Below are 24,186 nucleotides of genomic sequence, written 5' to 3' on the forward strand. Positions count from 1 at the left end.
AACGCCGAACCGATGTCGACGCAGGATACACACTGTCCATGTGCGTCTCTTTAGGCGAGTTGCGCGTTAGGTGAACCACCCAAACAAAAAAGGGGCGGCAACCCGGGTCAGGTCGCCGCCCCTTTCATCCGACATTACAAATTAGAACCGGACGTTCGCCCCAACCTTGAAGCTGCGTCCGAAAAATGCATCGAAGTAGGTGCCAGTTCCGCCAAAAGCAGGAACGGGGAAGGGAGCACCTTGATCGAAGAGGTTGTTCACGATGAAGCGAAGCGAGAAGTCTTCAGCAACCTTCACCTGCGCGGTCGTGTTGAAGAAACTCACCGCTCCGACGTTCGGGAATTCGTAAGTCGAGTCCGGTGCGTCCGGATCCAGCTTGGTTTTGCCGTAATAAAGCCACTGAACCGACAAGCTGAATTCGTCGTTACTGAGCGCGACGTTTGCCTGACCCTTGTGCGGCGAATATCCGATCGAGTTGCGCAAAGTCGTCTGGTCGCCTTCGCCGACACGAACGACAAGCTCATCTGTGTACTGATACTGGCCGGACAGATTGATCGCCCCGCCATTGCCAAGGAAGGTGGCGGGAATCTGATATCCGACCTGCGCCACAAGACCACGGAACTTGCGCTCGGCAGCATTCGCGAAACCGGTCTGAATGAAGGTGACTTGTCCGTCGGCATCACGAGTGAAGCTCGAACACAAATCACCCGGGAAGGAAGGGCTGTCATAGCACCCCTCAAGCACCTGCGTAGCGTTCAGACTCTCGATTGCGTTGGACAGACGGATATCCACCCAATCCACCGAGGCATTGAAGCCGGGCAAGAAGGTCGGTGTCAGGATGGCGCCGACCGTAATGGCCTTTGCCGTTTCGTTTTGAAGGTTGGTATTGCCCGACAACGAACCGCGCGACGTGAAATCGACGATGTTCGACTGGAAGTCGGCAGGTAGGCCGTCGGCGGCACAATTGGCTGCACGCGCCGCTGCATTAGGACCGTTGTTGATGAAACGCGAATCGCAAGGATCGCTTGCCGTGGTAAAGATCTGGCTTTCCGGATTGAACAACTCGGTGATTGCGGGTGCCCGTACCGACCGCGTGTAGTTACCGCGGAATGCAAAGCCCTGAATCGGCTCCCAGCGCACATCGCCGGTGTAAGTCCAGTCGCTTCCGGCCAGCGAGTTGTCAATGTAGCGCGCGGCGCCGTGGAGTTCCAGCGCGTGAACGAACGGGATGTCGTTGGCCGAGCCGATCAACGGCAGAGTGACTTCGCCGAAGAATTCATCGGTGTTGAAGCCGCCAGCGATTGAATCGATCGGAACCGATCGACCGAATTGCGCCCGCGTGCCGTCAGCTTGGAGCTCGCCGCGATAAAATGCCCCAGGGTCGAAATCGGCCGATTCATCCCTATGCTCATAGCCGAGCGCAAAGCCCACATTACCGCCTGGCAGCGTAAATAGGGACCCGGAAACCGACGCGGTCACCAGCCATTGCTCATTAACCGCCCGCGGATCGGCGATCGCCGTAACATAATCGCGCGCTGCCTGGGAAATCTGCTGCCCAAACGGATTGATCGGTGAGCAGGTGCTGCTGAGCGTCGGGATATTCGCATTAACCGCGCCGGGCGCGCAGACGATGTTGCCGCTTGCGTCCCGAACGGCGTTGAGCGCGTTCTCGAAATTCTGCTGGACCAAAACACGCTCGTTGCCTTCAGTCACTGAGCGACCATAGTTCCCGACCAGCTCGAAGCGCATGTCGCGGCCTAGCGCCCGGAAATTGCCATCGACGCCACCGACGAAACGGTAAAGTTCGACTGTCGATGAACCAGCGCCAGATACGAGATCGGTGTTTGCGCGACCAAGCTGGAACGTGGTCAGCGAATCCGACGCCGGATTGGTGGCCAGATTAGCCACGATGGTCTGACGCGCTTCAGGCGAGAGAAACGGATTGTCGATGCTCAGGACCAAATTACCATCCGGCGCGCCTGCGACATCAAACAGACCGGTGTTGTAAACCGGCTGGTCACGAAGCTGCTCACCACGACTGTTTGCGTACCAGCCTTCACCGAACAACCGAATGCCGTCGCTGATCTCATACTCAGCAAGAACGGTACCGAGGTAACGGCGAACTGGCGAAAGCAGATTGCCCGGCAGGACGAACCCGTTCCCCCCGTTGAAGTTGATCAGATTGCCCGTCCGCTCGCCAAAATCGATCGGAACGAGATTACCCGCCGCGTCAAATGCCAGCGGGTTTCCGGCGGCATCGACGACCGAAGGCTGAAACCCGAACTCCGCGGCCTGTTCCGGAGAAAGCGGAATGAAGTCGGTTACCACCGGTGCACCGAACTCGTTCAGCGCGGGGATGCGGCGATCACCGATCAAGACATTGGAAAATGGCGAATCGCCAAGTGGCGTCGTGAAGAAGCTGTTAAGCCGTTTACCGGGCCGAGCGGCATTCGTCAGACCGTTCTCTTCGCTGTATTCGCCAGCGACCATGATGCTTCCTCGACCGTCACCGAACCGCGTACCGGCCAATCCACGGATACGAAACTCGGCGCCGTCACCTGCTTCCGAAATACCATACTGTGCGTCGAGTTCGACGCCTTCAAACTGTCGTTTGGTGATAACGTTGATGGTTCCAGCAATGGCGTCAGATCCATATATCGGTGCACCGCCGACGGCGATTGTTTCGACGCGATCGAGAAGAAGAGTCGGAATAACGTTAAAATCGACCTGCGAACCAGAGCCGGTCGGGCCAAAGATGGATGCCGTATTGGAACTAACAAACCGACGACCATTGACCACCGTCAGGGTCCGCTGATCGCCTAGGCCGAAGAAATTGACAAAGTTCTGGCCCGAACCAAACGATCCGGCCTGTCCGCCGACGCGTGAGCTTCCCGGCACGCCAAAGGACGGAAGATCGTTCAGCGCATCGCCGACGTTGGTGTAGCCGCGCTGTTCGACCAGATCGCTTCCAAGCACAAGCGTAGGCTGGCCGGTATCAAGGTTGGGCCGCGGAATGCGCGATCCGGTGACAATGATCTCGCCACCCTGAACATCATCGGCTTCCTGCTCCACCGGGTCTGCAACTGCGGTGCCTACCGGAGCAACTTCCTGAGCGAGGGCAGGCGATGTCGCTAAAACTCCGGCGATAAGCGCAGTAGTGGCGGCGCCGACACGAAGGCGCACGGAAAGATCAGTCATTTATAAAGCCTCACGCTTACAATTACGGTTTGAAGAATGCCCCCTTCCCACCGAAAACGGCGAGAAGGCAACCCGTAGCGAGCGACTTTTATCAACCGGTGTTGACTTTCTGCCACACGAAAAAGGCCGCGCTCGCCGGATGGCGGGCGCGGCCCGGATGACGTTACGGAAACCTAACTAAAATCAGTAACGATAATGATCCGGCTTGAACGGGCCTTCGGCCGGCACGCCGATATAGTCGGCCTGTTTCGGCGTCAGTTTCGACAGTTGCACGCCCAGCTTTTCGAGGTGAAGCGCTGCGACCTTTTCGTCGAGATGCTTGGGCAGGACGTACACTTCATTCTTATACGCATCGCCGTTCGTCCACAGCTCGATCTGCGCCAGCGTCTGGTTGGTGAAGCTGGCGGACATCACGAACGACGGGTGGCCGGTCGCGCAACCCAGGTTCACCAGGCGGCCTTTCGCGAGAATGATGATCTGCTTGCCGTCAGGGAACTTCACCAGGTCGGTGCCGGGCTTCACTTCGTCCCACTCATAGTTCGACAGCGCAGCGATCTGAATTTCGCTGTCGAAATGGCCGATGTTGCAGACGATCGACATGGGCTTCATCGCCTTCATGTGATCGGCGGTGATGACGTCGGCATTGCCGGTCGCGGTGCAGAAGATGTCGGCGCGCTTGACCGCCTCTTCCATCGTCACGACTTCGAACCCTTCCATCGCCGCCTGCAATGCGCAGATCGGATCCACTTCGGTGACGAGAACGCGAGCGCCGCCGTTGCGCAAGCTCTGGGCCGAACCCTTGCCGACATCGCCGAAGCCGGCGACGCAGGCGACCTTGCCCGCCAGCATCACGTCGGTTGCGCGACGGATCGCGTCGACCAGCGATTCCTTGCAGCCATAGAGGTTATCGAACTTGGACTTGGTCACCGAATCGTTCACGTTGATCGCCGGGAACGGCAGTTCGCCCTTCTTCGAGATTTCGTAGAGGCGGTGGACGCCGGTGGTCGTTTCCTCCGACACGCCCTTCAGATTCTTGACGGTTTCGGTCAGATAGCCGGGCTTCTTGGCGATGAACGCCTTGAGCGCGCGCTGCATTTCGACTTCTTCTTCATTCTCGGGCTCGGGCATGGTGTGGCCGGCCTCGAGCTTGGCGCCCCACAGCGCGAACATCGTCGCGTCGCCGCCATCGTCGAGGATGATGTTGGCGGTCTGGCCGTCCACGTCATGATCCCAGGAGAAGATGTCGCCGACATAGTTCCAGTAATCGGCCAGGCTTTCACCCTTTACCGCGAACACCGGCACGCCGGTCGCGGCGATCGCGGCGGCGGCATGATCCTGGGTCGAGAAGATGTTGCAGGTCGCCCAGCGCACGTCGGCGCCGAGTGCGGTCAGCGTTTCGATCAGCACCGCGGTCTGGATGGTCATGTGCAGCGATCCGGTGATGCGCGCGCCCTTCAGCGGCTGCTTCGCCCCATATTCCTCGCGCAGCGCCATCAGGCCCGGCATTTCGGTCTCGGCGATGTCGATTTCCTTACGGCCGAAATCGGCGAGGCCGATGTCGCGGATGACATAGTCCTGCGTATCGATGGCGGGTGCGGTTGCCACGGGCAAACTCCTGGATGCTTTGAATGTTGGCGGCGGGCCGTATGCCCAGCCGGATGACCGGCGCTTTACAGAAGGGGCGGGCGGAATGCAAATTCGATATAAAGATATCTTTATATGGAGGTTCGGGAGCGCCCACCTGATCGATGACTCGTCATTGCGAGCGCAGCGAAGCAATCCAGCGTCTGAACGCGATCTAGCTGGATTGCTTCGCTGCGCTCGCAATGACGAAGGGGAAACGAGTTCAGGCCGTCCCCGCGCTGACCGCCAGCAACCGGGGATCGATCCCCGCTCCTTCGAACCCGGCCTCCCAACGCGCCCCTACCGGCGTGTCGAAGATCATGCTCTCCGCCCCGTGGACGTTGAACCAGCCGTGCCGGGTCATTTCCTCGTCGAGCTGCTTCTCCCCCCAGCCGGTATAGCCCAGCGCCACCATCCACCGTGTCGGCCCGCTGCCGTCGGCAATCGCCTTCAACACGTCGAGCGTCCCCGACAACGCCCAGCGTCCCGCGACCTCCACCGTGTCCTGCCCGCTCCAGTCGAGCGAGTGGAGGACGAAACCGCGCTGAGGTTCGACCGGTCCGCCGATATGGATGGCGACATTGGCGGCGACGCCGGGTTCGATATCGAGCTGGCCGAGCAGGTCGTGAAAGGTCAGCCCGTCGAACGTCTTGCCGATGCCGATCCCCAGCGCGCCCTCCACGTCGTGCGCGCAGATCGCGATCACCGCGCGTTCGAACCGCGGGTCGCCGATGCCGGGCATCGCCAGCAGGAATTGTCCGGTAAGAAAATTCGGCTCCATTGCCTTCAGCATAGGGAGCGATTTCGGCGTGCGCCATGCTTGAAAAGCAGGGTCGAGCGTCCAAGTTGCACAGCGACCCGCGCCACCCCGGCGCCAGCAAGGGAGACAATAGGCATGACGATCAAGGTAGGCGACAAGCTGCCGAGCGCAACGCTCGTCAAGGCGACCGAAAACGGCCCGGACCAGGTTTCGACCGACGATTTCTTCGCCGGTCGCAAGGTCGCGCTGTTCGCCGTTCCCGGCGCCTTCACTCCGACCTGCTCGGCCAAGCACATGCCCGGCTATATCGACAATGCCGAAGCGCTGAAGGCCAAGGGCGTGGACGAAATCGCCTGCGTATCGGTCAACGACGCGTTCGTGATGGACGCGTGGGGCAAGGCGTCGAACGCGGGCGACAAGATCACGCTGCTCGCCGATGGCAACGGCCAGTTCGCCAAAGAACTGGGCTTGGAGATGGACGGCTCAAAATTCGGCATGGGCACGCGCAGCCAGCGTTATTCGATGGTCGTCAATGACGGCGTGGTCGAATCGCTGAACGTCGAGGCGCCCGGCGAGTTCAAGGTAAGCTCGGCGGAACACCTGCTCGGCACGCTGTAATTGGGTTTCCGCTCGCGCGACTGTAACGCGGGCGGAACCACCCCTTGGGGTTGGCGTTGTCACCGCAACGCAATATCCGTGAAAGGGAGTATATTACATGGCCGACATCAAGAACACCGCCGATACGATCAAGCAGCAGGCTTCCGATTTGACGAATGATCTGGCGAAGTCGGCAAAGGAAACCTTTGATACGGCCTCGAAGAAGACGTCGTCGGCTACCAAGACGGCCGTGGATGCGGCCAAGAAAAATCCGAAAACGGCGGCCGCGATCGCCGCGGGTGCGGCCGCCGCAATCGCTGGCGTCGCCGTCGCCGCGACCAAATTGTCCAAGGACACGACCAAGAAACCAGCCCCCGCGCGCAAGCCGGCCACTCGTAAGCCTGCTGCAAAGACAACGGCGGCAAAATCGACCACTGCCAAGAAATAACTCGGCAAGAAATACTCGGCGAACAGCCGCGCTCAGGATGAGCACGGTCTGCCGTATGTCGCATGATCGCCATCGCGTCGGAGCCCCGCTCCGGCGCGATTGTCGTTTCTCACGCCCCTGTCTTGCCAGCGTCACTTGCGCTCGTTAGCGACAGCAGATGACAAGAGCACAGGAAATCGTAAAGGAACTCGACCGTCTCTACACCGGATCGGTCGACCGGCTGAAGGCAGCCCTCACCACCTATCTCGAAGGCGGCGGACCGCCCGCTCCCGAAGCGCGGCACGACGGGTCGTTCGCCTATCCCGAAATCCGCGTCCGCTATCGCGGCGGCGATGAAAAAGCCGCGCCGCTGCGCTCGTTCGGGCGGCTGGTCACTCCGGGCGAATACCGGATCAGCGTGACCAAACCCGCGATCTTCGCCGACTATCTGACCGAACAGCTCACCTTCCTGATCGAGGATTACGAGGTCGAAGTGGAGGCCGTCGCCGGTCGGCAGGAAATCCCCTTCCCCTATGTGCTCGACCCCGGCCATGCGCTTAGCCTGGACGAGGTGTCCGCGCTCGAACTCGCGCGCTTCTTCCCCGCGACCGAGTTGGCGCATATCGGCGACGAGATTGCAGACGGCAGTTTCGTCGATCCCGACGGCACCCGTCCGCTTGCGCTGTTCGATGGCTTGCGCACCGATTTCAGCCTGGCGCGGCTGCGGCACTATACCGGCACGCCGCCCGAACATTGCCAGCAGTACGTGCTGTTCACCAACTATCACCGTTATGTCGACGAATTCGTCCGCTGGGGCATCCAGATGCTGGGCGAGGACAATCGTTTCACCGCGCTGTCGGGCGCGGGCGGCATCGTCATCAAGGCGGGCGACGATCCCGACAAGCTGGTCACCGACAGCGCGTGGCGGCGGCACCAGATGCCGGCCTATCACCTGATGGCCGACGACCGGACGGGCATCACGCTGGTCAATATCGGCGTTGGTCCGTCGAACGCGAAGACGATCTGCGATCATCTGGCGGTGACTCGTCCCGAGGCGTGGCTGATGATCGGCCATTGCGGCGGGCTGCGCCCCAGCCAGCGGATCGGCGATTATGTGCTCGCGCACGCCTATCTGCGCGACGACCATATCCTCGACGACGTGCTGCCGCCCGAAATTCCGATCCCCGCGATTGCAGAGATTCAGGTGGCGATGGCGCGCGCAGCAGAAACGGTGTCCGGCCAGTCGGGAGAGGAACTGAAGCGCCGCCTGCGCACGGGCACGATCGTTACCACCGACGACCGCAACTGGGAACTGCGCTTCTCGACTTCGGCACTGCGCTTCTCGCTCAGCCGCGCGGTCGGCATCGACATGGAATCGGCGACGATCGCGGCACAGGGCTATCGCTTCCGCGTGCCCTATGGAACGCTGCTGTGCGTGTCGGACAAGCCGCTGCACGGCGAACTGAAATTGCCGGGCCAAGCCAACCGCTTCTATGAACGCGCGATCAACGAGCATATGCGGATCGGCATCGAGACGGTCGAAGAGCTGCGGCGCGAAGGGCCGAAACTCCACAGCCGCAAATTGCGGGCGTTCAACGAACCGCCATTCCGGTGATGCTGGCGGGTGGCGGAACATTTGCCGCTGCCCGCGCTTGATGCGGTGAGAAACATCACGGGGCCGATATGACCGACGAAACCACGCCGCCACCCCCTCCCCCTTCGCCGCCGAGCAGCGCCACGCCGCCACCGCCAAAGACGCCAGCACGGCGCGGCGCCGGTTCGACACGCAACCCGTCGGCGACGCGCAAGCCTGCCGCACCGCGCAAGACCGCGGCGACGCGCAAGGCTCCGACCAAGTCCGCCGGAGCCAGCAAGGCTGCGACGGCGAAATCGACCTCTGGCAAAACGGCACCTGCGAAGCCGACCGCGCCGAAGCCGCGCGCGGCCCCTGCCCGCAATCCCGCGCCGCCCAAGCCCGCCGCACCGCTCAAACCCGCGGCGACAAAGCGCGCGCCCGCTGCGAAGCCCGCGGGCGGAACAGCGGTCGGTCGGGGTTTCCGAAATGGCGGACTGGTAGCAATGGCCGCGACCGCGCTCGCGGGCATGACCTTCGGCTTCCTGAAATTCCGCAAGCAGGATGCGGGGCCGAAGGGCAGCGCGCACCAGGCCGACGGCACCGATTCCAGCGCCTCGTTCGAGGCAGGGATCGCCGACGAAGGGACGATTCCCGACACCAAGGGATGAAGCACCGCCACCTCGTCACCCCAGCCGCAGTCACGGGGTCCACTTTGCAGCTTGCGCGCCTGATCTGACTTTAACGGACAAGGTTGCCGCCCGGTGGACCCCCGCACTGCGTCCGGGGTGACGGAGGGATGGTGGCAACCGGCCTAATTCTCGCGACCGGTCATCAATCCACCGACCCAATACCTCACCAGCCGGTCGGCTTGCCCTTGTTCTGTTCGTCGAGCCATGCTTTGAGCGGCGCGAAATATTCGACCAGCGCGCGGCCCGACATGTCGCGCGTCCCCGTGAACGCCTCCAGCGCATCGGGCCACGGCTTTGAACGGCCCATTTCCAGCATCGCGTTGAAGCGCGCGCCGACTTCCTTGTTGCCCGCGAACGAACAACGATGCAGCGGCCCGGTCCATCCGGCCTGCTTGCACGCAGCCTCATAGAACTGGAACTGCAGGATGTGCGCCAGGAAATAGCGCGTATACGGCACATTGCCGGGGATATGATATTTGGCGCCCGGGTCGAACTTGGTCTCGTCGCGCGCGACCGGCGGCTTCACGCCCTGATAGCGCAGGCGCAGATCGTCCCAGCCCTTCTGATACGCCCCCGGCGCGATCTGGCCCGAATAGACGCCCCAGCGCCAGCGATCGACCATCAGCCCGAACGGCAGGAACGCGACCTTGTCCATCGCCTGACGCAGCAACAGGCCGATATCCTTGTCGGCGCTGGGCACGCGGTTCTTGGGCAACAGGCCGGTCTGGACCAGATAATCGGGCGTGATGGCCAGTGCGACCATGTCGCCGATCGCTTCGTGGAAACCGTCATTGGCGCCGTCGCGGTACAGCAGCGGCTGCGCCTTGTATGCCCGCTGATAATAATTGTGGCCGAGTTCGTGGTGAATGGTGATGAAATCGTCGGCATTCACCTGAATGCACATCTTGATCCGCAGATCGTCCTTGTCGTCCAGATTCCACGCCGACGCATGGCATTGCACCTCGCGGTCGGCGGGCTTCACGAACAGCGAGCGTTCCCAGAAGGTCTGCGGCAGCGGCGCAAAGCCGAGCGAGGAAAAGAATTGCTCGCCGCTCCTGGTCATGCGCAGCGCGTCGTAATTTTGCGCCTTGAGCAGATCGCCGATATCGTACCCGACATCACCCACCCCCGCGGGTGCGGCGATGTCATAGATGCCGCTCCACCCCTGGGCCCACATATTGCCGAGCAGATGCGAGTTGATCGGGCCGGTCGCGGGCTGGACCGCGGTGCCGTATTTCTCGTTCAGCTTGGTCCGCATATAGGTGTGGAGCGCGATGTAGAGCGGCTCCACTTCCTTCCAGAGCTTGTCGGTTTCGGCGGCGAATTCGTCGGCGGGCATGTCGTATCCCGACCGCCACATCGCGCCGACATCGGTGAAGCCCAGTTCCTTCGCACCCTCATTGGCGATGGTCACCGCCTTGGCATAATCGTCGCGCATCGGAGCGCCGACATTGTCATGCCAGCTCGTCCACATCTCAAGGAGTTCCTTGGGGTTGCGGTTGGTGCCCATTGCCGCTTCGATGTCGCTGCCGCTGATCGGCTTGCCGTTCAGCGTGCCGCGCCCGCGCCCATAGGCCGACGCCATGCTGGTCGACAGTTGCGCCAGTTCGCCCGCCGCGCCCTCACGCGTCGGCGCAGGGAGCGTGATGCCCTGACGCATGATGTCCAGCTTGCGCGCGGTATCCGCCGACAGGCCGGGCACCTCGGCATATTTCGCGGCTTCAAGGGCGAGTTCGACGCGCAGCTTGGTGCCGCGTTCGGCATATTCGGCGGACAACGCATCGGTATCGTCGTTGATATAGGTCGCGTTGACCCAATCGACGCGCGCGGCGGTCAGGTTGTGAGCGTAGAGGCGATCCTCGGCCGATTTGACGAAGGCATCGGCGGCGGCAGGCGTCATCGCTGCGGCGGGCGACGCGGCTTGCGGCCCGGCGGTGGTGGCGTTGGAAGCGGCGCAGCCCGCGACGGCAAGCGCACAGGCCAGCGCCAGGCTGGAAGCGGCAAAACGGTTCATGAAATGCGTCCCTGGATGAAAGATGGTCACGTTTGATACCGGTTCTGCGCCCGGGCGGGGGTGGTGGTCAAGCAGCCAGAAAATCCGCGATCGCTTGCCCCAATTCGGGCTTGGTCACCGCGCTCATATGCCCGCCAGGCGTCTCGACCAGCGTCGCGTCGGGGAGCAGGTCGGCCAGCGCCTGATGGCTGCCATTGTCGTCATCCTCTTCGCCCGCCAGCACCAGTACCGGCTGATCGATCGCGGCGATGTCCTCGCGCGGGGTATCGACGAAGGTGTCGAGGATGCCGAGCAACGCTTTCGGATCGCCCTTGGTGGTCTTGAGGAACGCCTCCGCCATCCATTCGGGCGATCCGCGCTCGAAACTGCCGAGATTGGTCAGGATGCGGCGAAAATGCCCGGCGCGTTTGCCGGTGTCGGTCAGGCCCTCGTAACCCATGCCGGAAATCACGACCTTGCCGGGGGCCGGAATGTTTCCGCGCGCCAGCATCCGCACCGTCGTCCGAGCACCGAGCGAATAGCCGCCGAGATCGTAGTCGGTAAGCCCGAGTTGCTCGACCAACGCCTCCCCGTCCATCGCCAGTGCATCCGCCGGATAGGCGGCGGCGTCATGCGGCCGGGCGCTTTGCCCATGCGCGCGCAGGTCGGGCATGATCACGCGAAAGCCCTTGGCGGCAATGGCGGCGGCATGGCCGTAGCGAATCCAGTTGGTATAGGCGTCTGAGAAATAGCCGTGGATCAGGACCACGTCGCGCCCCTCGCCCATTTCGTGCCAGGCAAGGTCCGCATCGTGGAAACCGTTGTAGCGATGGGTGGTGAAATCTGCGGACGCGGCGTCGGGCATTGGGGCGATCTCCTGCTGCGCTTCTCCATGCCGTTGGTTTCGAGCGAAGTCGAGAAAGCGTGCGGCAAGCGCGCTCGCTTAATCTTGTCATTCCCGCCTTCGCGGGAATGCCGGGAGGGATGGTTGCGCGGCCCGGCTCCGTCGCCCAAGGTGCGCCAAACAAAAGGGGCCGCGCCGGGTGAACGAGACGAACGCAACCACACCCCCGACCCGCAACCGCTGGCGGCAGCTGGGCCCCGGCATCGTCGTCGCCGCCACCGGCGTCGGCGCGGGCGATCTGGTCGCGACGCTGATCGCGGGGTCGCGCTACGGCTATGCGTTGCTGTGGGCGGCGATCCTGGGGTGCATCGTCAAGATCGCGCTGTCGGAAGGATCGGCGCGCTATCACCTCGCCACGGGATCGACGATTCTTGCCGGATGGCGGTCGCTGGGCACATGGACGAGCTGGTATTTCGGCATCTATGTCCTGATCTGGGGCTTCATCTACGGCGCCACCGCGATGAGTGCGACGGCGTTGCCGCTGACCGCGTTGTTCCCGATCCTGCCGCTCTGGGGATGGGCGGTCATCACCGGGCTCACCGGCTTGGTCTTCGTCTGGTTCAACCGCTATTCGACGTTCGAGCTGGTGATGAAGATCATGGTCGGCGTGATGTTCGTCATCATGGTCGGCCTCGCCATCCTCGTCGCGCCCACCCTGCCCGAACTGGCGTCCGGTCTGACCTTCGCGCTGCCCGATGGCGCGTTGTTCTATACGCTGGGCCTGATCGGCGGCGTCGGCGGCACGATCACCACCGCGGCCTATGGCTATTGGGTGCAGACCAAGGGCTGGCGCGGCCTTGGCTGGTTGCCGCTGATGCGGATCGACAATGCGCTGGCCTATACGATTACCGGCGTGTTCGTGATCGCGATGCTGATCGTCGGCGCGGAACTGCTGTTTTCGGCCGGGATCGCCTTGCAGTCGAGCGACCGGGGATTGCTGGGGCTGTCCGACGTGCTGGCGGAGCGGTTCGGGCGCACCATCGCGACCCTGTTCCTGGTGGGGTTTGCAGCGACCGCGCTGTCTTCGGTGTTCGGCGTGTGGCACGGCATGAGCCTGTTCTTCGCCGACTGGTATCGGCAAGTGCGCGGGGTCGAGGCAGAGGTCGGGGTAGAAACCGAAAAGAGCCTGCCGTTCCGTGCGTATCTGGCGTGGCTGACCTTCCCGCCGATGCTGCTGCTGTTCGCGCAGCAACCGTTCCTGCTCGCGGTCATTTACGGCGCGTTCGGGGCGCTGTTCATGCCGTTCCTGGCGATCACGCTGCTCCTGCTGCTCAACCGCAAGGACTTGCCGGAGGGAGCGCGCAACGGGTGGCTGGCGAATGTGACGCTGGCGGGGTCGGCGCTGTTGTTCGTGGCGCTGGCGGGGCAGCAATTATGGGGGTTGGTCGGCTAAGCTGAGAATCCCTCTTCCACGTCACCCCGGACTTGTTCCGGGGTCCACTAAGCGGCTTGCGCTGCACGCGGTCTGGCAAGATGTCGTTCGCCGCGCGGTGGCCCCCGGAACAAGTCCGGGGTGACGGAGGAAGGATGATTTAATCCGCCTTCTGCAAATGCCGCCGCCCCAACAGCTCCGCAATCTGCACAGCATTGAGCGCCGCGCCTTTCCGCAGATTGTCGCTGACGCACCACAGCGCCAACCCGTTCTCCACGGTCGAATCGTCGCGCACGCGGCTGACGAAGGTCGCATATTCGCCGACGCATTCTACGGGCGTGACGTAGCCGCCATCCTCGCGCTTATCGACCAGCATGATGCCGGGGGCTTCGCGCAGGATTTTCTGCGCGTCCTCGGCCGACAATTCGTTTTCCATCTCGATGTTGATCGCTTCCGAATGGCCGACGAACACCGGCACGCGGACGCAGGTCGCGACGACCTTGATCTTTGGATCGAGGATCTTCTTCGTCTCCACGACCATCTTCCATTCTTCCTTGGTCGATCCATCGTCGAGGAAGCTGTCGATGTGCGGGATCACGTTGAACGCGATCTGCTTGGTGAATTTCGTCGGCGTCGCCTGGTCACCGACGAAGATGTTGCGCGATTGTTCGAACAGCTCGTCCATGCCGTCCTTCCCCGCGCCCGACACCGATTGATAGGTGGCGACGACGACGCGAGTGATCTTCGCGGCGTCGTGGATGGGCTTCAGCGCGACGACCATCTGCGCGGTCGAGCAATTGGGATTGGCGATGATGTTGCGTGCCCTGTACCCGTCGATCGCCTCCGGGTTCACCTCGGGCACGATCAGCGGCACGTCGGGGTCCATGCGGTAGAGCGACGAATTGTCGATCACCGTGCAGCCCGCGGCGGCAAATTTGGGCGCATAGGTCTTGGTCGCCTCCGACCCGATCGCGAACAACGCCATGTCCCAGCCGCTGGGATCGAAATGCTCGATATTCTGGATCTTGTACTTGCGCCCGGTCTCGCCGAAATCGACTTCCTCGCCGGTCGAGCGCGACGATGCGAGCACCGCCAGGTCATCGATCGGAAATTCGCGCTCGGCCAGAATGTTGAGCATTTCGCGCCCGACATTGCCCGTGGCTCCTGCGACGACGACCCGATACCCCATGATGCGCTCCGATGGTGAGATGTGCGGCTGGCGCTAGGCCGGATGCGACGGACAAGCAAGCAAGCGGTGTATTGGGTGACGCAAAGCTGAAGTTCGAACTAATCCGTCATTGCGAGCGCAACGAAGCAATTCAGCGCCATGCGAACAACTCTGGATTGCTTCGCTGCGCTCGCAATGACGATCTTTACCTGCTCACTCTCAGCCCGCCTCGGCAGGCCGCGTCGTCCATCCCAATCGCGGGATCGCGATCGAGCGCTTGCCCGAAAGATCGGTGCGCATCACGATCAGCTCGCGCCCCTCGATATAGCTGATCAGGCGGCGGACGCGGCCGAGCGAGCTGGTCCCGTACACCGCCGCGATCTCGGCATCGGTCGGTGTCGGTTCGCATTCCTTGGCCGCGCGGGCGACCAGCAGGAACGGTCCGAGCATATCATCGGGCAATTCCTTCGCCACATCGAACGCGGGCGCCCACTCATCGTCGATGCCGTCAATGATTCCGGCGCGCGCCGCCGACAGCCGCCGCACGAATTTGGCGAGATCGAGCGGCGGGCGGGCGAGGCCCTGCATCCGGCAACGAACCTGAAAATCCTGAAACAGCACCGCCGATTGCCGCATCGCCGAATCGGGTTCCTCGACGATCGCGCGCATCACGTCGGCGACGATCGGCTCGGCGTCGATCGCGTCGAACAACTCCGGCGGCGGCGCTGTCGCGTCCTCGGGCGGGCGGATGTCCGACAACAATTCCTCGACCGGACGGGGCGGTGGAGGTGGTGGCGGCACATAGAGTGGCGTCGTGTCGGCGATGGGCGCGAGCAAAATGTCCTTGAAATCGCCGCCGGGTGCATCGGGCAGCGGTACGAGTTTGGGGCTGCCGCTGCGCGCCGAGGTCTCCACCGTGCCGATGGTCACGCCGATCGGACGGCGCGACACGGCAGGACCGAGCGCCAGGAACGTGCCGCGCTGAAGGTCGCGGATCTGCTCCGCCTGCCGCCGCTCCATGCCGAGCAGGTCGGCCGCGCGCGCCATGTCGATGTCGAGGAAGGTGCGGCCCATCAGGAAATTCGACGCCTCCGCCGCGACGTTTTTGGCGAGCTTCGCCAGCCGCTGGGTCGCGATCACGCCCGCAAGGCCCCGCTTGCGCCCGCGACACATCAGGTTGGTCATGGCGGACAGCGAGGCGCGGCGAACCTCTTCGGCAACCTCGCCGCCGGTGGTGGGCGCGAACAATTGCGCTTCATCGACTACCACCAGCGCGGGATACCAATGCTCGCGAGGCGCATCGAACATCGCCGACAGGAACACCGCCGCACAGCGCATCTGGCCTTCGGCTTCCAGTCCTTCGAGGCTGAGCACCACCGACGCACGATGTTCGCGAATGCGGCGGGCGAAGGCGATGATCTCGCGTTCCGAATAATCGACTGCGTCGATCGAGACATGGCCGTAGGCGTCCGACAGCGTGACGAAATCGCCTTCGGGATCGATGATAACCTGCTGCACGCGGCCCGCGCTTTTCTCAAGCAGGCGACGCAGCAGATGCGACTTGCCCGATCCCGAATTGCCCTGGACGAGCAACCGGGTCGCGAGCAATTCCTCTAAGTCCATCGCCACCGTCCGCCCGGCGGAATCGACCCCCATATCCACTTGCACCGTCATGGGCCCAGCCTGTGCCGGATGGGGGGTGGCGGGCGCAAGGGGAATGCGTTCGCCGCCTGCCCCTTCGTCACCCCGGCCGAAGTGCCGGGGTCCACCAAGCCGCTTGAGCAACACGTGAAACTCCAGCCTTATTCCCTGCCGCCCGGTGGACCCCGGCACTTCGACCGGGGTAACGGGTTTTGGTTATTCGGTGGCAGCGGTCGCTGTGGCCGCAGCCCCCGCCCCCTCGCCCGCATGGCGATCGAGGAAATCGAAAATCGTTTTCCACAGATGCTGGCTGACCCCCGCCCCGCCGACGCGGTGGGTCTGGCCGGGGTAGAGCATCAGTTCGAACGGCACCGCCTGGCGCTGCATTTCGGACATCATCACCGTCGAATGTTCGAGCACGACATTATCGTCGGCCATGCCGTGGATCAGCAGCAACGGATCGCTGATCTTCGCGGCGTCGGCAACGGTGTTGGCGGTGGTATAGGCATCGGCGACCTTGTTCGGATCGCCCATATAGCGCTCGGTATAATGGGTGTCGTAGAGTTCCCATTTGGTCACCGGCGCGCCCGACACGCCTGCGGCGAACATGCCGGGGGCGGCCTGGAGCATCTTCAGCGTCATATAGCCGCCGTAGGACCAGCCATAGGTGGTGATGCGGTTGGGATCGACGAAATCCTGGGTCTTCAGCCATTCGGCGCCTTCGATCTGATCGCGGACCTCGATCCCGCCCATCGCGTGATAGATGGGGTCTTCGAACGCCTTGCCGCGATTGGCGGAGCCGCGATTGTCGATCTGAAACCAGATATAGCCGCGATCGACGATATGTTGCTGGAGCGCACCGCCCCATTGCCGCGCGACGGTCTGGACGTGCGGGCCGCCATAATGCTGGAAGAAGACGGGGTATTTCTTGCCCGGCTCCATCCGCGGCTTGATCATTTCCCAGTGCAGCGTCGCGCCGTCCCTGGTCTTGAGCGTCCCGAACGTCCGCTCCTGATGGCTGGCGAGATAGGGCGCATAGGGATGGCTGGCGTCGAGCCTGTTCTCGTTCACCCAGCGCAGGCGCTTGGCGTTCGCATCGGCCAGATAGGTTTGCGGCGGCTGGTTGGGGTTGGACCGCGTCACGATCAGCCGCCCGCCCGAACCGCTGGCACCGTGGAACCAGCCGGGTTCGGTCAGGCGTGTGACCTGTCCGGGCCGGTCGATCGATGTACGATAGAGATGCCGTTCGAGCACGCCGTCCTTGTTGCCGAGAAAGGTGATGGTACGCGCCTTTTCATCGACCGCGACGGTCGAGAAGACTTCCCACGGCCCGCTGGTCAATTGCGTCCAGTTGCCGTCCCGGTAGCGATAGAGATGGCCGTGCCCGTCGCGTTCGGACCACCAGATCAGGCTGCCATCGGCGAGCGGATGCAGCGCGTCGTGGAGGTTAATCCACGACCGTTCGCCCGACCGCTCGGTAAACAGCACCCGCGAACGGCCCGTGGCCGGATCGACGCTCAGCATGTCGAGCGTCTTCTGGTCGCGGCTCTGGCGCTGGACCAGCAGCGTCCTGCCATCGGGCGTCCAGTTGACGCGCGAAAGGTAAATGTCGGGGTTCTCGCCCAGATCGACCTTCACCGAATTGGACCCATCGGGGTTCATCACATGAAGCTCGACCAGAACATTGGGCGTGCCCGCCTTGGGATAGCGTTGCTCGAACACGCGGGTATCCTCCGCGCCGATCGCGGTGCGGGTAACGACGCCCACGGGTGCTTCGTCAAAGCGCTGGACGGCGACGCGCTGGTCGTTCGGCGACCACCAGTAACCGGTGGAACGCGACATTTCCTCTTGCGCGACGAATTCCGCTTCGCCCCAGAAAACCGTGCCCGCGCCATCCTTGGTCACGCGCTGCGCCTCGCCACCGGCCAGCGGCTGGACGTAGAGATTCTGATCGCGGACGAAGCTGACGAACGTGCCCGCCGGCGAGATGACCGGGTTCAACTCGCCCGCTTCGGTTTCGGTCAGGCGACGGACATTGCCGTCGAGTGTCGCAAGGTAGAGATCGCCGTCCAATGGCACCAGGATCGACTGGCCGTCCGCCGCCCAGTCATAGGTGACGATGCCCGTCAGCCCGCCGATCCGCGCGCGTTCGCGCTGCATCTTTTCGGCTTCGGACAATTCTGCGCCGCTGCCGATCTTCTTCGAATCGACGAGCATCCGCCATTCGCCGCTGGTCGTATCCATCGCCCACAAATCGAAGCGATTGCCCTCGTCCGCGCGGCCACGCAGCAATGTCAGCAGCCGTCCGTCGGGCGACAGGCGCGCCGCTCGCGGCGGCGACCCGGCCAAGTCGGGACCGGAGAATACGCGCTCCAGTGTCAGGTCGCTCGCCTGCGTCTGCGCGGCCTGCGTGCCCTGGGCGTAAGCCGTCATCGGTTGCGCCGTCATCGCCACCATCGCCGCCGCCAGTGCGGTCCCGCACGCCCAGTTCCACATGTAATCGCTCTCCGCATCGCGTTCGCCCCGTCGGGGATGTACGCGGTTTATCGCGGGGGAATGAGCGGGGGTAAAGGGTAGGTGGTACGAAAACCCAAAACCTCCCAAACCATGTTTCCGTCATTCCCGCGAACACGGGAATCCATAACACATGCCCGCGCGTATGGATTCCCGCCTTCGCGGGAATGACGGGTTGGCTGGTTATGGCGTCGGGTCCGAACGAGCCGCGCTCCATTCGCCCGGAGCAGTTCCGATGATCGTGGTGCCTTCCACGCGCCCCTCATATCGCACCGACCGGTCGCCCTCGCGCAGCGTGAACGCGACCCGCTCGCCGTCCACGCGCCCGTCGAATACCGCGTTTTCACCCGACGTGCCGGTGAAAGTCTGGAAAGTCTGATCGAGCACCAGCGGTCGCTCGCCACGCGCATCGCGGAGCCGCCACGCGCCCGAGACATCCGCCGGGATCACCCACAGATAGAGCCGCGACCCCCCTACCCGATCGGCCCGATCGGGTCGCCAGTCGCCCATCGTGAACGCATGGCTGACCACGCGCGCGCCGGGGCGGAGTTCGCGGAGCAGACGCGGGCGCAGCTTCAGGTTGATGTCGGGCAGCAGGAACATCGTCACCACGTCGGCGTCGGCGATCGGCGTGTCGAACAGATCCTGGGTGCGGAACGTCACGCGATCGGCGACGCCCTGACGCTCGGCGCTCGCATTGGCGCTCGAAACCAGCACCGGATCGATATCGACGCCCAGCCCGCCCGCGCCGCGTGCCGCCGCCCGGAGCAGCATCCGTCCGTCGCCGGTGCCTAGATCGATCACCCGGTCGCCCGGCGCGATCTGGGCCATGTCGAGCATCTTTTCGACCGCTTCGGTCCGCGTCTCCGCATAGGGCACATCGAGGGCGGGACCGCCGCCGAACAAGGTCGATGGCGTGCAGCGTGCACTGGTGGCCGACAGGCACCGCGCGCCGACACCGATGCTGCCGACCACCAGCAGGGTGAGGAGCAATGCGACGATGCGGGTTCGGGCGGTCATGGGCGTGGTTTAGACCAACAAACAATTGAACGATCCACCCGTTTGTTTCGAGCGAAGTCGAGAAACGTGATTGCGGCGCTCGCGGACGTTTCTCGACTTCGCTCGAAACAAACGGGACGGAGGTCGTGCGCGCATGAGGCCCAGCGCCAAAACGCCAGCCCCAAACGCAAAGCGGGGCGCGGGTGGCCTTCGCCTCCTCGCGCCCCGCCGGCAGTCCCCTCCAAGGGAGCTGGGTAATGGCTTACTCGGCCGTGGCCTTGTCGCTCGTGCGCACGTCGCGGCGTTCGGCGATACGCGCCGACTTGCCGGTGCGGCCACGCAGATAATAGAGCTTCGCACGGCGCACGACACCGCGGCGCACGACCTCGATCGAATCGAGGTTGGGCGAATAAAGCGGGAAAACGCGCTCGACGCCTTCGCCGAACGACATTTTGCGAACCGTGAAGTTCGAACCCATGCCCTTGTTCGAACGCGCGATGCACACGCCTTCGAAATTCTGGACGCGGGTGCGTTCGCCTTCGACGACGCGCACGCCGACGCGCAGCGTGTCACCGGCGCGGAATTCGGGCACCTTCTTCGATTCTGCGAACTTTGCGATCTGTTCTGCTTCGATCGTCTGGATGAGGTTCATCTCATTCGTTCCTGTCTCGTCGCCGCGCACCAGAGGGAGACTGGACCCGAGCGCCCTCATGGCGCTCCCAAAGATCCGGCCTCCTTAGCCGTGTATCGCTCTCTGCCTGTGCTCGTCGCCAGGCGTCGATCTTCGCATGATCCCCCGATCGCAGCACTTCGGGGATCGTGCGCCCTTCCCATATTTGAGGTCGGGTATAGTGCGGATATTCGAGAAGGCCGCTTTCGAAGCTTTCATCGACACCGCTGGAAGCCGCGCCCATTACGCCGGGAATGAGGCGAATGCAAGCATCGAGCAGCACCAGCGCGCCCATCTCTCCGCCCGACAGAATATAGTCGCCGATCGACACCGGTTCGATGTCGCGCGCCTCGAACACCCGCTCGTCGAACCCTTCGAACCGCCCGCACAGGATGATGGCGCCCGGCCCCGCCGCCAGTTCGCGCACGCGCGGCTGGGTCAGCGGCTGGCCGCGCGGGGTCATCGCCAGGATCGGGCGGTCGTCGGCGACGCTGTCGATCGCGGCGGCCAGCACATCGGCGCGCAGCACCATCCCCGCCCCGCCGCCCGCAGGCGTATCGTCGACCGAACGGTGCTTGTCGGTCGCAAAGTCGCGAATCTGCACGGTATCGAGCATGTATTTCCCCTCGCGAAGCGCCCGCCCGGCAAGCGACATGCCGAGCGGTCCGGGAAACATCTCCGGGTAAAGGGTGAGAATGGTGGCGGCGAAGGTCATCGCGCAAACCCTTTGCCCGGCAAGCGGCGCTTTGCAAGGCGCGGGAACAATCCCTCGCCCAAGCGTTGAGCCTCCGAAACGAAAGGGGCATCGACGTGGCGCAAATCGACGACTGCATCATCATCGGCGCGGGACCTGCCGGGCTGACGGCGGCGATCTATCTGGCGCGCTATCACCTGTCGATCCGGCTGTTCGACAACGGATCGAGCCGCGCGGCGCTGATCCCGCGGACGCACAATCATGCGGGCTATCCCGGCGGCGTCGAGGGCAAGGAATTGCTGCGGCTGATGCGCGAACAGGCGCTGGAATTCGGCGCGATCCGCGAGGAGGCGGAGGTGACGCGACTAGTGCCGGACGATGACGGCTTTTCAGTATGCATCGGACCCAGGGAATATCGCGCGCGCAGTGTGTTGCTGGCGACCGGGGTGGTGAACCACCGACCGGAGGGGATGCCGGACGATCTGCATGACGAAGCGTTGGCGCGCGGCCTGCTGCGCTATTGTCCGGTCTGCGACGGATATGAGATTACCGACAAGCACGTGGGCGTCATCGGCACCGGCGAGCGGGGACGCGGCGAAGCGCTGTTCCTGCGCGGCTATACGCGCGACGTGACGCTGATCGCACCCGGAGCGACCCATGCGCTGGCCGACGACTGCATCGCCGCGCTTGACGATGCGGGCGTGGTGCGGGTGGACGGGCCGTGCGGCGACTATGCCATCGAGGGCGATCGGCTGATGGTCGCAACCGCGCAAGGGCCGATGGCGTTCGACAGCATCTATCCCGCGCTTGGCTCGCGCATCCGTTCCGATCTGGCGATCGCGGCGGGCGCACGCGGCAATGACGAAGGCTGTCTGGAGGTAGATTCGCACCAGCGAACCTCGATCCCCGGCCTGTTCGCGGCAGGCGACGTGGTGCTTGGCCTCGACCAGATATCGAATGCGATGGGCCAGGCCGGGGTCGCGGCGACGACGATCCGCAACGCGCTGAACGAGAGCCGCCCGATCCGGCGATGATAGTCGGAATTCCGACTTGGAAAAAGTCGTAACGCCCCACCGCCGCCCAAACAAAAACCCCGCCAAGTCGTTGGACTGGCGGGGTTTTCATTGGCGCGCCCGGAACGATTCGAACGTCCGACCCTCAGATTCGTAGTCTGATGCTCTATCCAGCTGAGCTACGGGCGCGCATTGGAGGTGGCGACATAGAAGCGGTTTTCGGGGATGGCAAGCCCGTTGCGCGACCTTTTTCGTGGCCCTACACGATGCCGTATGAACCGCACCGGACTTTGCCTGTTGATTGCGGCGCTTGGCAGCGGCTGCGCGCCGATGCCCGACAGCAGCCGTTTCCCCTCGCTCCTCCCCCGCCCGATCGAATCACGCAGCGATGCGGTGGAGACGCCGCCGGTCGCGGTCGCGACCCCCGATCCGGCGCTCGACGCGAGCATGGCGGAATTGCGCCAGGCCCTCGACCGGGCCGGTCGAGCGTTCGATACCGGCTATGCCCGTGCCGACCGCTTGGCGAACGCGGCACGCGGCAGCCGGGCCGGGACCGATGCGTGGCTCGACGCCCAGATCGCGCTGGCCGAACTCGACGTGCTGCGCACCGACACGCGGCTGGCGATCGCCGATCTCGAACAACTGGAAGCCGACCGCGCGCTTGAACTCGCGCCCGACTATCCAGGCCTCGCCGCGCTGATCGGCGAGGCCAAGGCGCTGGAGACGCGCCAGAACGAACGCATCGCCAGCATCGAGCGGCGGCTGGCCCCCGCCTGATCGCTCTCGGCGAGTTGCGCGTCAGTCAGTCAGTCAGTCCCGCAGCGCCCCCGCCACCACCGGCGCGACCTTTGCCACCACCGCATCGACGCCCGCTTCGTTCGGGTGGATGCCGTCGGGCAGCATCAGGGTCGAATCGGTAATCACGCCGTCGAGGAAAAACGGGTAGAGCGGCGCATCATATTCCGCCGAAAGTTCGGGGAAGATCGCGTTGAAATCGCGGGCGAAGTCCGCGCCCATATTGGGGGAGGCGATCATGCCGGTCAGCACGGCGGGGATTTCCCGCCGCCGCAGTTCGTCGAGGATCGCGACCATGTTTTTGCGCGTTTCCGCCGGGCTCAGTCCGCGCAGCATGTCGTTGCCGCCCAGCCCCAGCACCACGAGGTCGGGCTTGCGGTCATAGCCGTCGAGCGTGAAATTCAGCCGCGCAAGACCCGCTGCGGTCGTGTCGCCCGACACCCCGGCATTGCGAACGTCCGCCGCAATCCCCTGCGCGATCAGCGCGCGTTGCAGCTCGGGCGCGAAGCCCTGATCCTGCGGCAGCTGGTATCCTGCATATAAACTGTCGCCGAACGCCACGACCAGCTTGGCATTTTGCGTGCTCGCCCCCACATTGCCGCCTGCGGAGGGCGTGGGGACAGCTTCGTTCGCGATTATAGTGTCGGGCGCGTCCGAACAGGCCGCGAACGCGGCGGCAATCGCGATGACCGCATGACGAAGATAACCCAACGGAGCCTTCCTTTCCGATGCACGATATGACCAGCCCCGCGACTATCGCGATCAAGGCGCGCAATGTCACCCTTTCGCTCGGCAGCAAGGCGGCGCGGGTGGAAATCCTGCGCGGGGTCGACCTGAATGTGGGGCAAGGCGAGAGTCTGGCGATCCTGGGCGCATCGGGATCGGGCAAGTCGTCGCTGATGGCCGTGCTTTCCGGGCTGGAACGCGCGAGCGGCGGCGAAATTCTGGTCGCGGGCGTCGATCAGGGGAAGCTGGACGAAGACGGGCTGGCGCGCGCGCGTCGCGGGCGGGTCGGAATCGTGCTCCAGTCGTTTCACTTGCTGCCCACAATGTCCGCGCTGGAGAATGTCGCGGTGCCAATGGAGCTGGACGGCGTGGCCGACGCGTTCGATCGCGCGCGCGCCGAGCTGGAGGCGGTCGGCCTGGGTCACCGGATCGACCATTATCCCAGCCAGTTGTCGGGCGGCGAACAGCAGCGCGTTGCCATTGCCCGCGCGGTCGCGCCGCGTCCGGCGATCCTCTTTGCCGACGAGCCGACGGGGAATCTGGATGCTTCGACCGGTGCGGCGATCATCGAATTGCTGTTCGACCGGCGGGCGGCGAGCGACGCGACCTTGGTGATGATTACGCATGATCCGGGGCTGGCCGAACGCTGCGACCGGATCGTGGAGATGCGCGACGGGAACATCGTGTCGGAGCGGCGACCGTGAGTTCGGATGCTGGCGCGCCCACCTCCCCGATTGCCTCCCAAGACCCGTTCTTTTCGAGCGAAGTCGAGAAACGTGAACCGGGCGCGCGTGAGCGTTTCTCGACTTCGCTCGAAAAGAACGGTG

At 63.7% G+C, this 24,186-nt stretch carries 21 protein-coding genes and 1 tRNA gene; 8 read left to right on the forward strand and 14 right to left on the reverse strand.

What is annotated here, in order from left to right:
* Window positions 1-141: 141 nt before the first annotated feature.
* The 3 genes from ACX0GZ_RS02815 to ACX0GZ_RS02825 all read right to left on the reverse strand — a co-directional run bounded on the left by ACX0GZ_RS02815 (window position 142) and on the right by ACX0GZ_RS02825 (window position 5,614).
* Window positions 142-3,198: a TonB-dependent receptor domain-containing protein gene (locus ACX0GZ_RS02815; protein WP_458813121.1), complete on the reverse strand. Its 3,057-nt coding sequence runs from the start codon at window positions 3,196-3,198 to the stop codon at window positions 142-144.
* A gap of 183 nt (window positions 3,199-3,381) precedes the next feature.
* A complete protein-coding gene (gene ahcY, locus ACX0GZ_RS02820; protein ID WP_458813123.1) occupies window positions 3,382-4,803 on the reverse strand; it encodes an adenosylhomocysteinase in 1,422 nt (473 codons plus the stop codon).
* Window positions 4,804-5,044: 241 nt separating this feature from the next.
* Entirely contained in the window at window positions 5,045-5,614 is a 570-nt protein-coding gene (locus ACX0GZ_RS02825) for a YqgE/AlgH family protein (protein ID WP_458813125.1), read from the reverse strand.
* Between the two features lie 102 nt (window positions 5,615-5,716).
* Here ACX0GZ_RS02825 and ACX0GZ_RS02830 point away from each other — a divergent pair, with 102 nt between their 5' ends.
* The 3 genes from ACX0GZ_RS02830 (at window position 5,717) to ACX0GZ_RS02840 (ending at window position 8,220) form a co-directional block, all read left to right on the forward strand.
* Window positions 5,717-6,199: a redoxin family protein gene (locus ACX0GZ_RS02830; protein ID WP_458813127.1), complete on the forward strand. Its 483-nt coding sequence runs from the start codon at window positions 5,717-5,719 to the stop codon at window positions 6,197-6,199.
* Window positions 6,200-6,296: 97 nt separating this feature from the next.
* Window positions 6,297-6,626, forward strand: coding sequence for a hypothetical protein (locus ACX0GZ_RS02835; protein ID WP_458813129.1), 330 nt, complete (start codon window positions 6,297-6,299; stop codon window positions 6,624-6,626).
* 157 nt (window positions 6,627-6,783) lie between these two features.
* Window positions 6,784-8,220, forward strand: coding sequence for an AMP nucleosidase (locus tag ACX0GZ_RS02840; RefSeq protein ID WP_458813131.1), 1,437 nt, complete (start codon window positions 6,784-6,786; stop codon window positions 8,218-8,220).
* 55 nt (window positions 8,221-8,275) lie between these two features.
* On the opposite strand, the gene ACX0GZ_RS02845 is transcribed toward ACX0GZ_RS02840, so the two are convergent.
* Window positions 8,276-8,596 (reverse strand): hypothetical protein, encoded by a 321-nt coding sequence (locus ACX0GZ_RS02845; RefSeq protein ID WP_458813133.1) that lies wholly within the window; start codon window positions 8,594-8,596, stop codon window positions 8,276-8,278.
* 88 nt (window positions 8,597-8,684) lie between these two features.
* On the opposite strand from ACX0GZ_RS02845, the gene ACX0GZ_RS02850 reads away from it, so the two are divergent.
* Complete coding sequence (locus ACX0GZ_RS02850) at window positions 8,685-8,849, forward strand: hypothetical protein (RefSeq protein ID WP_458813135.1); 165 nt, start codon at window positions 8,685-8,687, stop codon at window positions 8,847-8,849.
* Between the two features lie 184 nt (window positions 8,850-9,033).
* Here the strand turns inward: ACX0GZ_RS02850 and ACX0GZ_RS02855 are convergent, their stop codons facing one another.
* Both ACX0GZ_RS02855 and ACX0GZ_RS02860 read right to left on the reverse strand, forming a co-directional pair.
* Window positions 9,034-10,884, reverse strand: a complete 1,851-nt coding sequence (locus tag ACX0GZ_RS02855; RefSeq protein ID WP_458813137.1) for a M2 family metallopeptidase — start codon at window positions 10,882-10,884, stop codon at window positions 9,034-9,036.
* 67 nt (window positions 10,885-10,951) lie between these two features.
* The gene (locus tag ACX0GZ_RS02860) at window positions 10,952-11,728 is read right to left on the reverse strand and encodes an alpha/beta fold hydrolase (protein WP_458813139.1); all 777 of its coding nucleotides are present in this window, start codon (window positions 11,726-11,728) and stop codon (window positions 10,952-10,954) included.
* A gap of 178 nt (window positions 11,729-11,906) precedes the next feature.
* On the opposite strand from ACX0GZ_RS02860, the gene ACX0GZ_RS02865 reads away from it, so the two are divergent.
* Window positions 11,907-13,160 carry an Nramp family divalent metal transporter gene (locus ACX0GZ_RS02865; protein ID WP_458813141.1) on the forward strand — a complete coding sequence of 418 codons (1,254 nt, stop codon included), beginning with the start codon at window positions 11,907-11,909 and terminating at the stop codon, window positions 13,158-13,160.
* Between the two features lie 139 nt (window positions 13,161-13,299).
* Here the strand turns inward: ACX0GZ_RS02865 and ACX0GZ_RS02870 are convergent, their stop codons facing one another.
* The 6 genes from ACX0GZ_RS02870 to trmD form a co-directional block, all read right to left on the reverse strand.
* On the reverse strand, window positions 13,300-14,328 hold the full coding sequence (locus ACX0GZ_RS02870) for an aspartate-semialdehyde dehydrogenase (RefSeq protein WP_458813143.1): 1,029 nt from the start codon (window positions 14,326-14,328) through the stop codon (window positions 13,300-13,302).
* A 198-nt stretch (window positions 14,329-14,526) separates the two neighbouring features.
* Window positions 14,527-15,981, reverse strand: a complete 1,455-nt coding sequence (locus ACX0GZ_RS02875) for a helicase HerA domain-containing protein (protein ID WP_458813145.1) — start codon at window positions 15,979-15,981, stop codon at window positions 14,527-14,529.
* Window positions 15,982-16,164: 183 nt separating this feature from the next.
* The gene (locus tag ACX0GZ_RS02880; protein ID WP_458813147.1) at window positions 16,165-18,444 is read right to left on the reverse strand and encodes a S9 family peptidase; all 2,280 of its coding nucleotides are present in this window, start codon (window positions 18,442-18,444) and stop codon (window positions 16,165-16,167) included.
* A 201-nt stretch (window positions 18,445-18,645) separates the two neighbouring features.
* Window positions 18,646-19,482, reverse strand: coding sequence for an SAM-dependent methyltransferase (locus tag ACX0GZ_RS02885; protein ID WP_458813149.1), 837 nt, complete (start codon window positions 19,480-19,482; stop codon window positions 18,646-18,648).
* Between the two features lie 241 nt (window positions 19,483-19,723).
* Window positions 19,724-20,113, reverse strand: coding sequence for a 50S ribosomal protein L19 (gene rplS / locus ACX0GZ_RS02890; RefSeq protein ID WP_458813150.1), 390 nt, complete (start codon window positions 20,111-20,113; stop codon window positions 19,724-19,726).
* Window position 20,114: 1 nt separating this feature from the next.
* The gene (gene trmD / locus ACX0GZ_RS02895; RefSeq protein ID WP_458813152.1) at window positions 20,115-20,846 is read right to left on the reverse strand and encodes a tRNA (guanosine(37)-N1)-methyltransferase TrmD; all 732 of its coding nucleotides are present in this window, start codon (window positions 20,844-20,846) and stop codon (window positions 20,115-20,117) included.
* A 104-nt stretch (window positions 20,847-20,950) separates the two neighbouring features.
* Between trmD and ACX0GZ_RS02900 the strand changes: the two genes are divergently transcribed.
* On the forward strand, window positions 20,951-21,859 hold the full coding sequence (locus ACX0GZ_RS02900) for an NAD(P)/FAD-dependent oxidoreductase (protein ID WP_458813306.1): 909 nt from the start codon (window positions 20,951-20,953) through the stop codon (window positions 21,857-21,859).
* Between the two features lie 91 nt (window positions 21,860-21,950).
* On the opposite strand, the gene ACX0GZ_RS02905 is transcribed toward ACX0GZ_RS02900, so the two are convergent.
* A tRNA-Arg gene (locus tag ACX0GZ_RS02905) sits at window positions 21,951-22,027 on the reverse strand.
* Between the two features lie 84 nt (window positions 22,028-22,111).
* Between ACX0GZ_RS02905 and ACX0GZ_RS02910 the strand changes: the two genes are divergently transcribed.
* Window positions 22,112-22,615, forward strand: coding sequence for a hypothetical protein (locus ACX0GZ_RS02910; protein WP_458813154.1), 504 nt, complete (start codon window positions 22,112-22,114; stop codon window positions 22,613-22,615).
* Between the two features lie 33 nt (window positions 22,616-22,648).
* Here the strand turns inward: ACX0GZ_RS02910 and ACX0GZ_RS02915 are convergent, their stop codons facing one another.
* Window positions 22,649-23,344 (reverse strand): arylesterase, encoded by a 696-nt coding sequence (locus tag ACX0GZ_RS02915; RefSeq protein ID WP_458813156.1) that lies wholly within the window; start codon window positions 23,342-23,344, stop codon window positions 22,649-22,651.
* 17 nt (window positions 23,345-23,361) lie between these two features.
* Here ACX0GZ_RS02915 and ACX0GZ_RS02920 point away from each other — a divergent pair, with 17 nt between their 5' ends.
* Window positions 23,362-24,063 carry an ABC transporter ATP-binding protein gene (locus ACX0GZ_RS02920; RefSeq protein WP_458813158.1) on the forward strand — a complete coding sequence of 234 codons (702 nt, stop codon included), beginning with the start codon at window positions 23,362-23,364 and terminating at the stop codon, window positions 24,061-24,063.
* Window positions 24,064-24,186: the final 123 nt, after the last annotated feature.

This window comes from Sphingomonas aestuarii (assembly GCF_054457155.1).

Excerpts from the sequence above, each read along its gene's own strand:
- ACX0GZ_RS02840 (WP_458813131.1), top strand. The coding sequence starts at position 6,784 with ATGACAAGAGCACAGGAAATCGTAAAGGAACTCGACCGTCTCTACACC.
- trmD (WP_458813152.1), bottom strand. The coding sequence starts at position 20,846 with ATGACCTTCGCCGCCACCATTCTCACCCTTTACCCGGAGATGTTTCCC.
- ACX0GZ_RS02825 (WP_458813125.1), bottom strand. The coding sequence starts at position 5,614 with ATGCTGAAGGCAATGGAGCCGAATTTTCTTACCGGACAATTCCTGCTG.
- ACX0GZ_RS02815 (WP_458813121.1), bottom strand. The coding sequence starts at position 3,198 with ATGACTGATCTTTCCGTGCGCCTTCGTGTCGGCGCCGCCACTACTGCG.
- ACX0GZ_RS02830 (WP_458813127.1), top strand. The coding sequence starts at position 5,717 with ATGACGATCAAGGTAGGCGACAAGCTGCCGAGCGCAACGCTCGTCAAG.
- ACX0GZ_RS02870 (WP_458813143.1), bottom strand. The coding sequence starts at position 14,328 with ATGGGGTATCGGGTCGTCGTCGCAGGAGCCACGGGCAATGTCGGGCGC.
- ACX0GZ_RS02860 (WP_458813139.1), bottom strand. The coding sequence starts at position 11,728 with ATGCCCGACGCCGCGTCCGCAGATTTCACCACCCATCGCTACAACGGT.
- ACX0GZ_RS02855 (WP_458813137.1), bottom strand. The coding sequence starts at position 10,884 with ATGAACCGTTTTGCCGCTTCCAGCCTGGCGCTGGCCTGTGCGCTTGCC.
- rplS (WP_458813150.1), bottom strand. The coding sequence starts at position 20,113 with ATGAACCTCATCCAGACGATCGAAGCAGAACAGATCGCAAAGTTCGCA.
- ACX0GZ_RS02835 (WP_458813129.1), top strand. The coding sequence starts at position 6,297 with ATGGCCGACATCAAGAACACCGCCGATACGATCAAGCAGCAGGCTTCC.
- ACX0GZ_RS02875 (WP_458813145.1), bottom strand. The coding sequence starts at position 15,981 with ATGACGGTGCAAGTGGATATGGGGGTCGATTCCGCCGGGCGGACGGTG.
- ACX0GZ_RS02910 (WP_458813154.1), top strand. The coding sequence starts at position 22,112 with ATGAACCGCACCGGACTTTGCCTGTTGATTGCGGCGCTTGGCAGCGGC.
- ACX0GZ_RS02850 (WP_458813135.1), top strand. The coding sequence starts at position 8,685 with ATGGCCGCGACCGCGCTCGCGGGCATGACCTTCGGCTTCCTGAAATTC.
- ACX0GZ_RS02880 (WP_458813147.1), bottom strand. The coding sequence starts at position 18,444 with ATGTGGAACTGGGCGTGCGGGACCGCACTGGCGGCGGCGATGGTGGCG.
- ACX0GZ_RS02920 (WP_458813158.1), top strand. The coding sequence starts at position 23,362 with ATGCACGATATGACCAGCCCCGCGACTATCGCGATCAAGGCGCGCAAT.
- ACX0GZ_RS02885 (WP_458813149.1), bottom strand. The coding sequence starts at position 19,482 with ATGACCGCCCGAACCCGCATCGTCGCATTGCTCCTCACCCTGCTGGTG.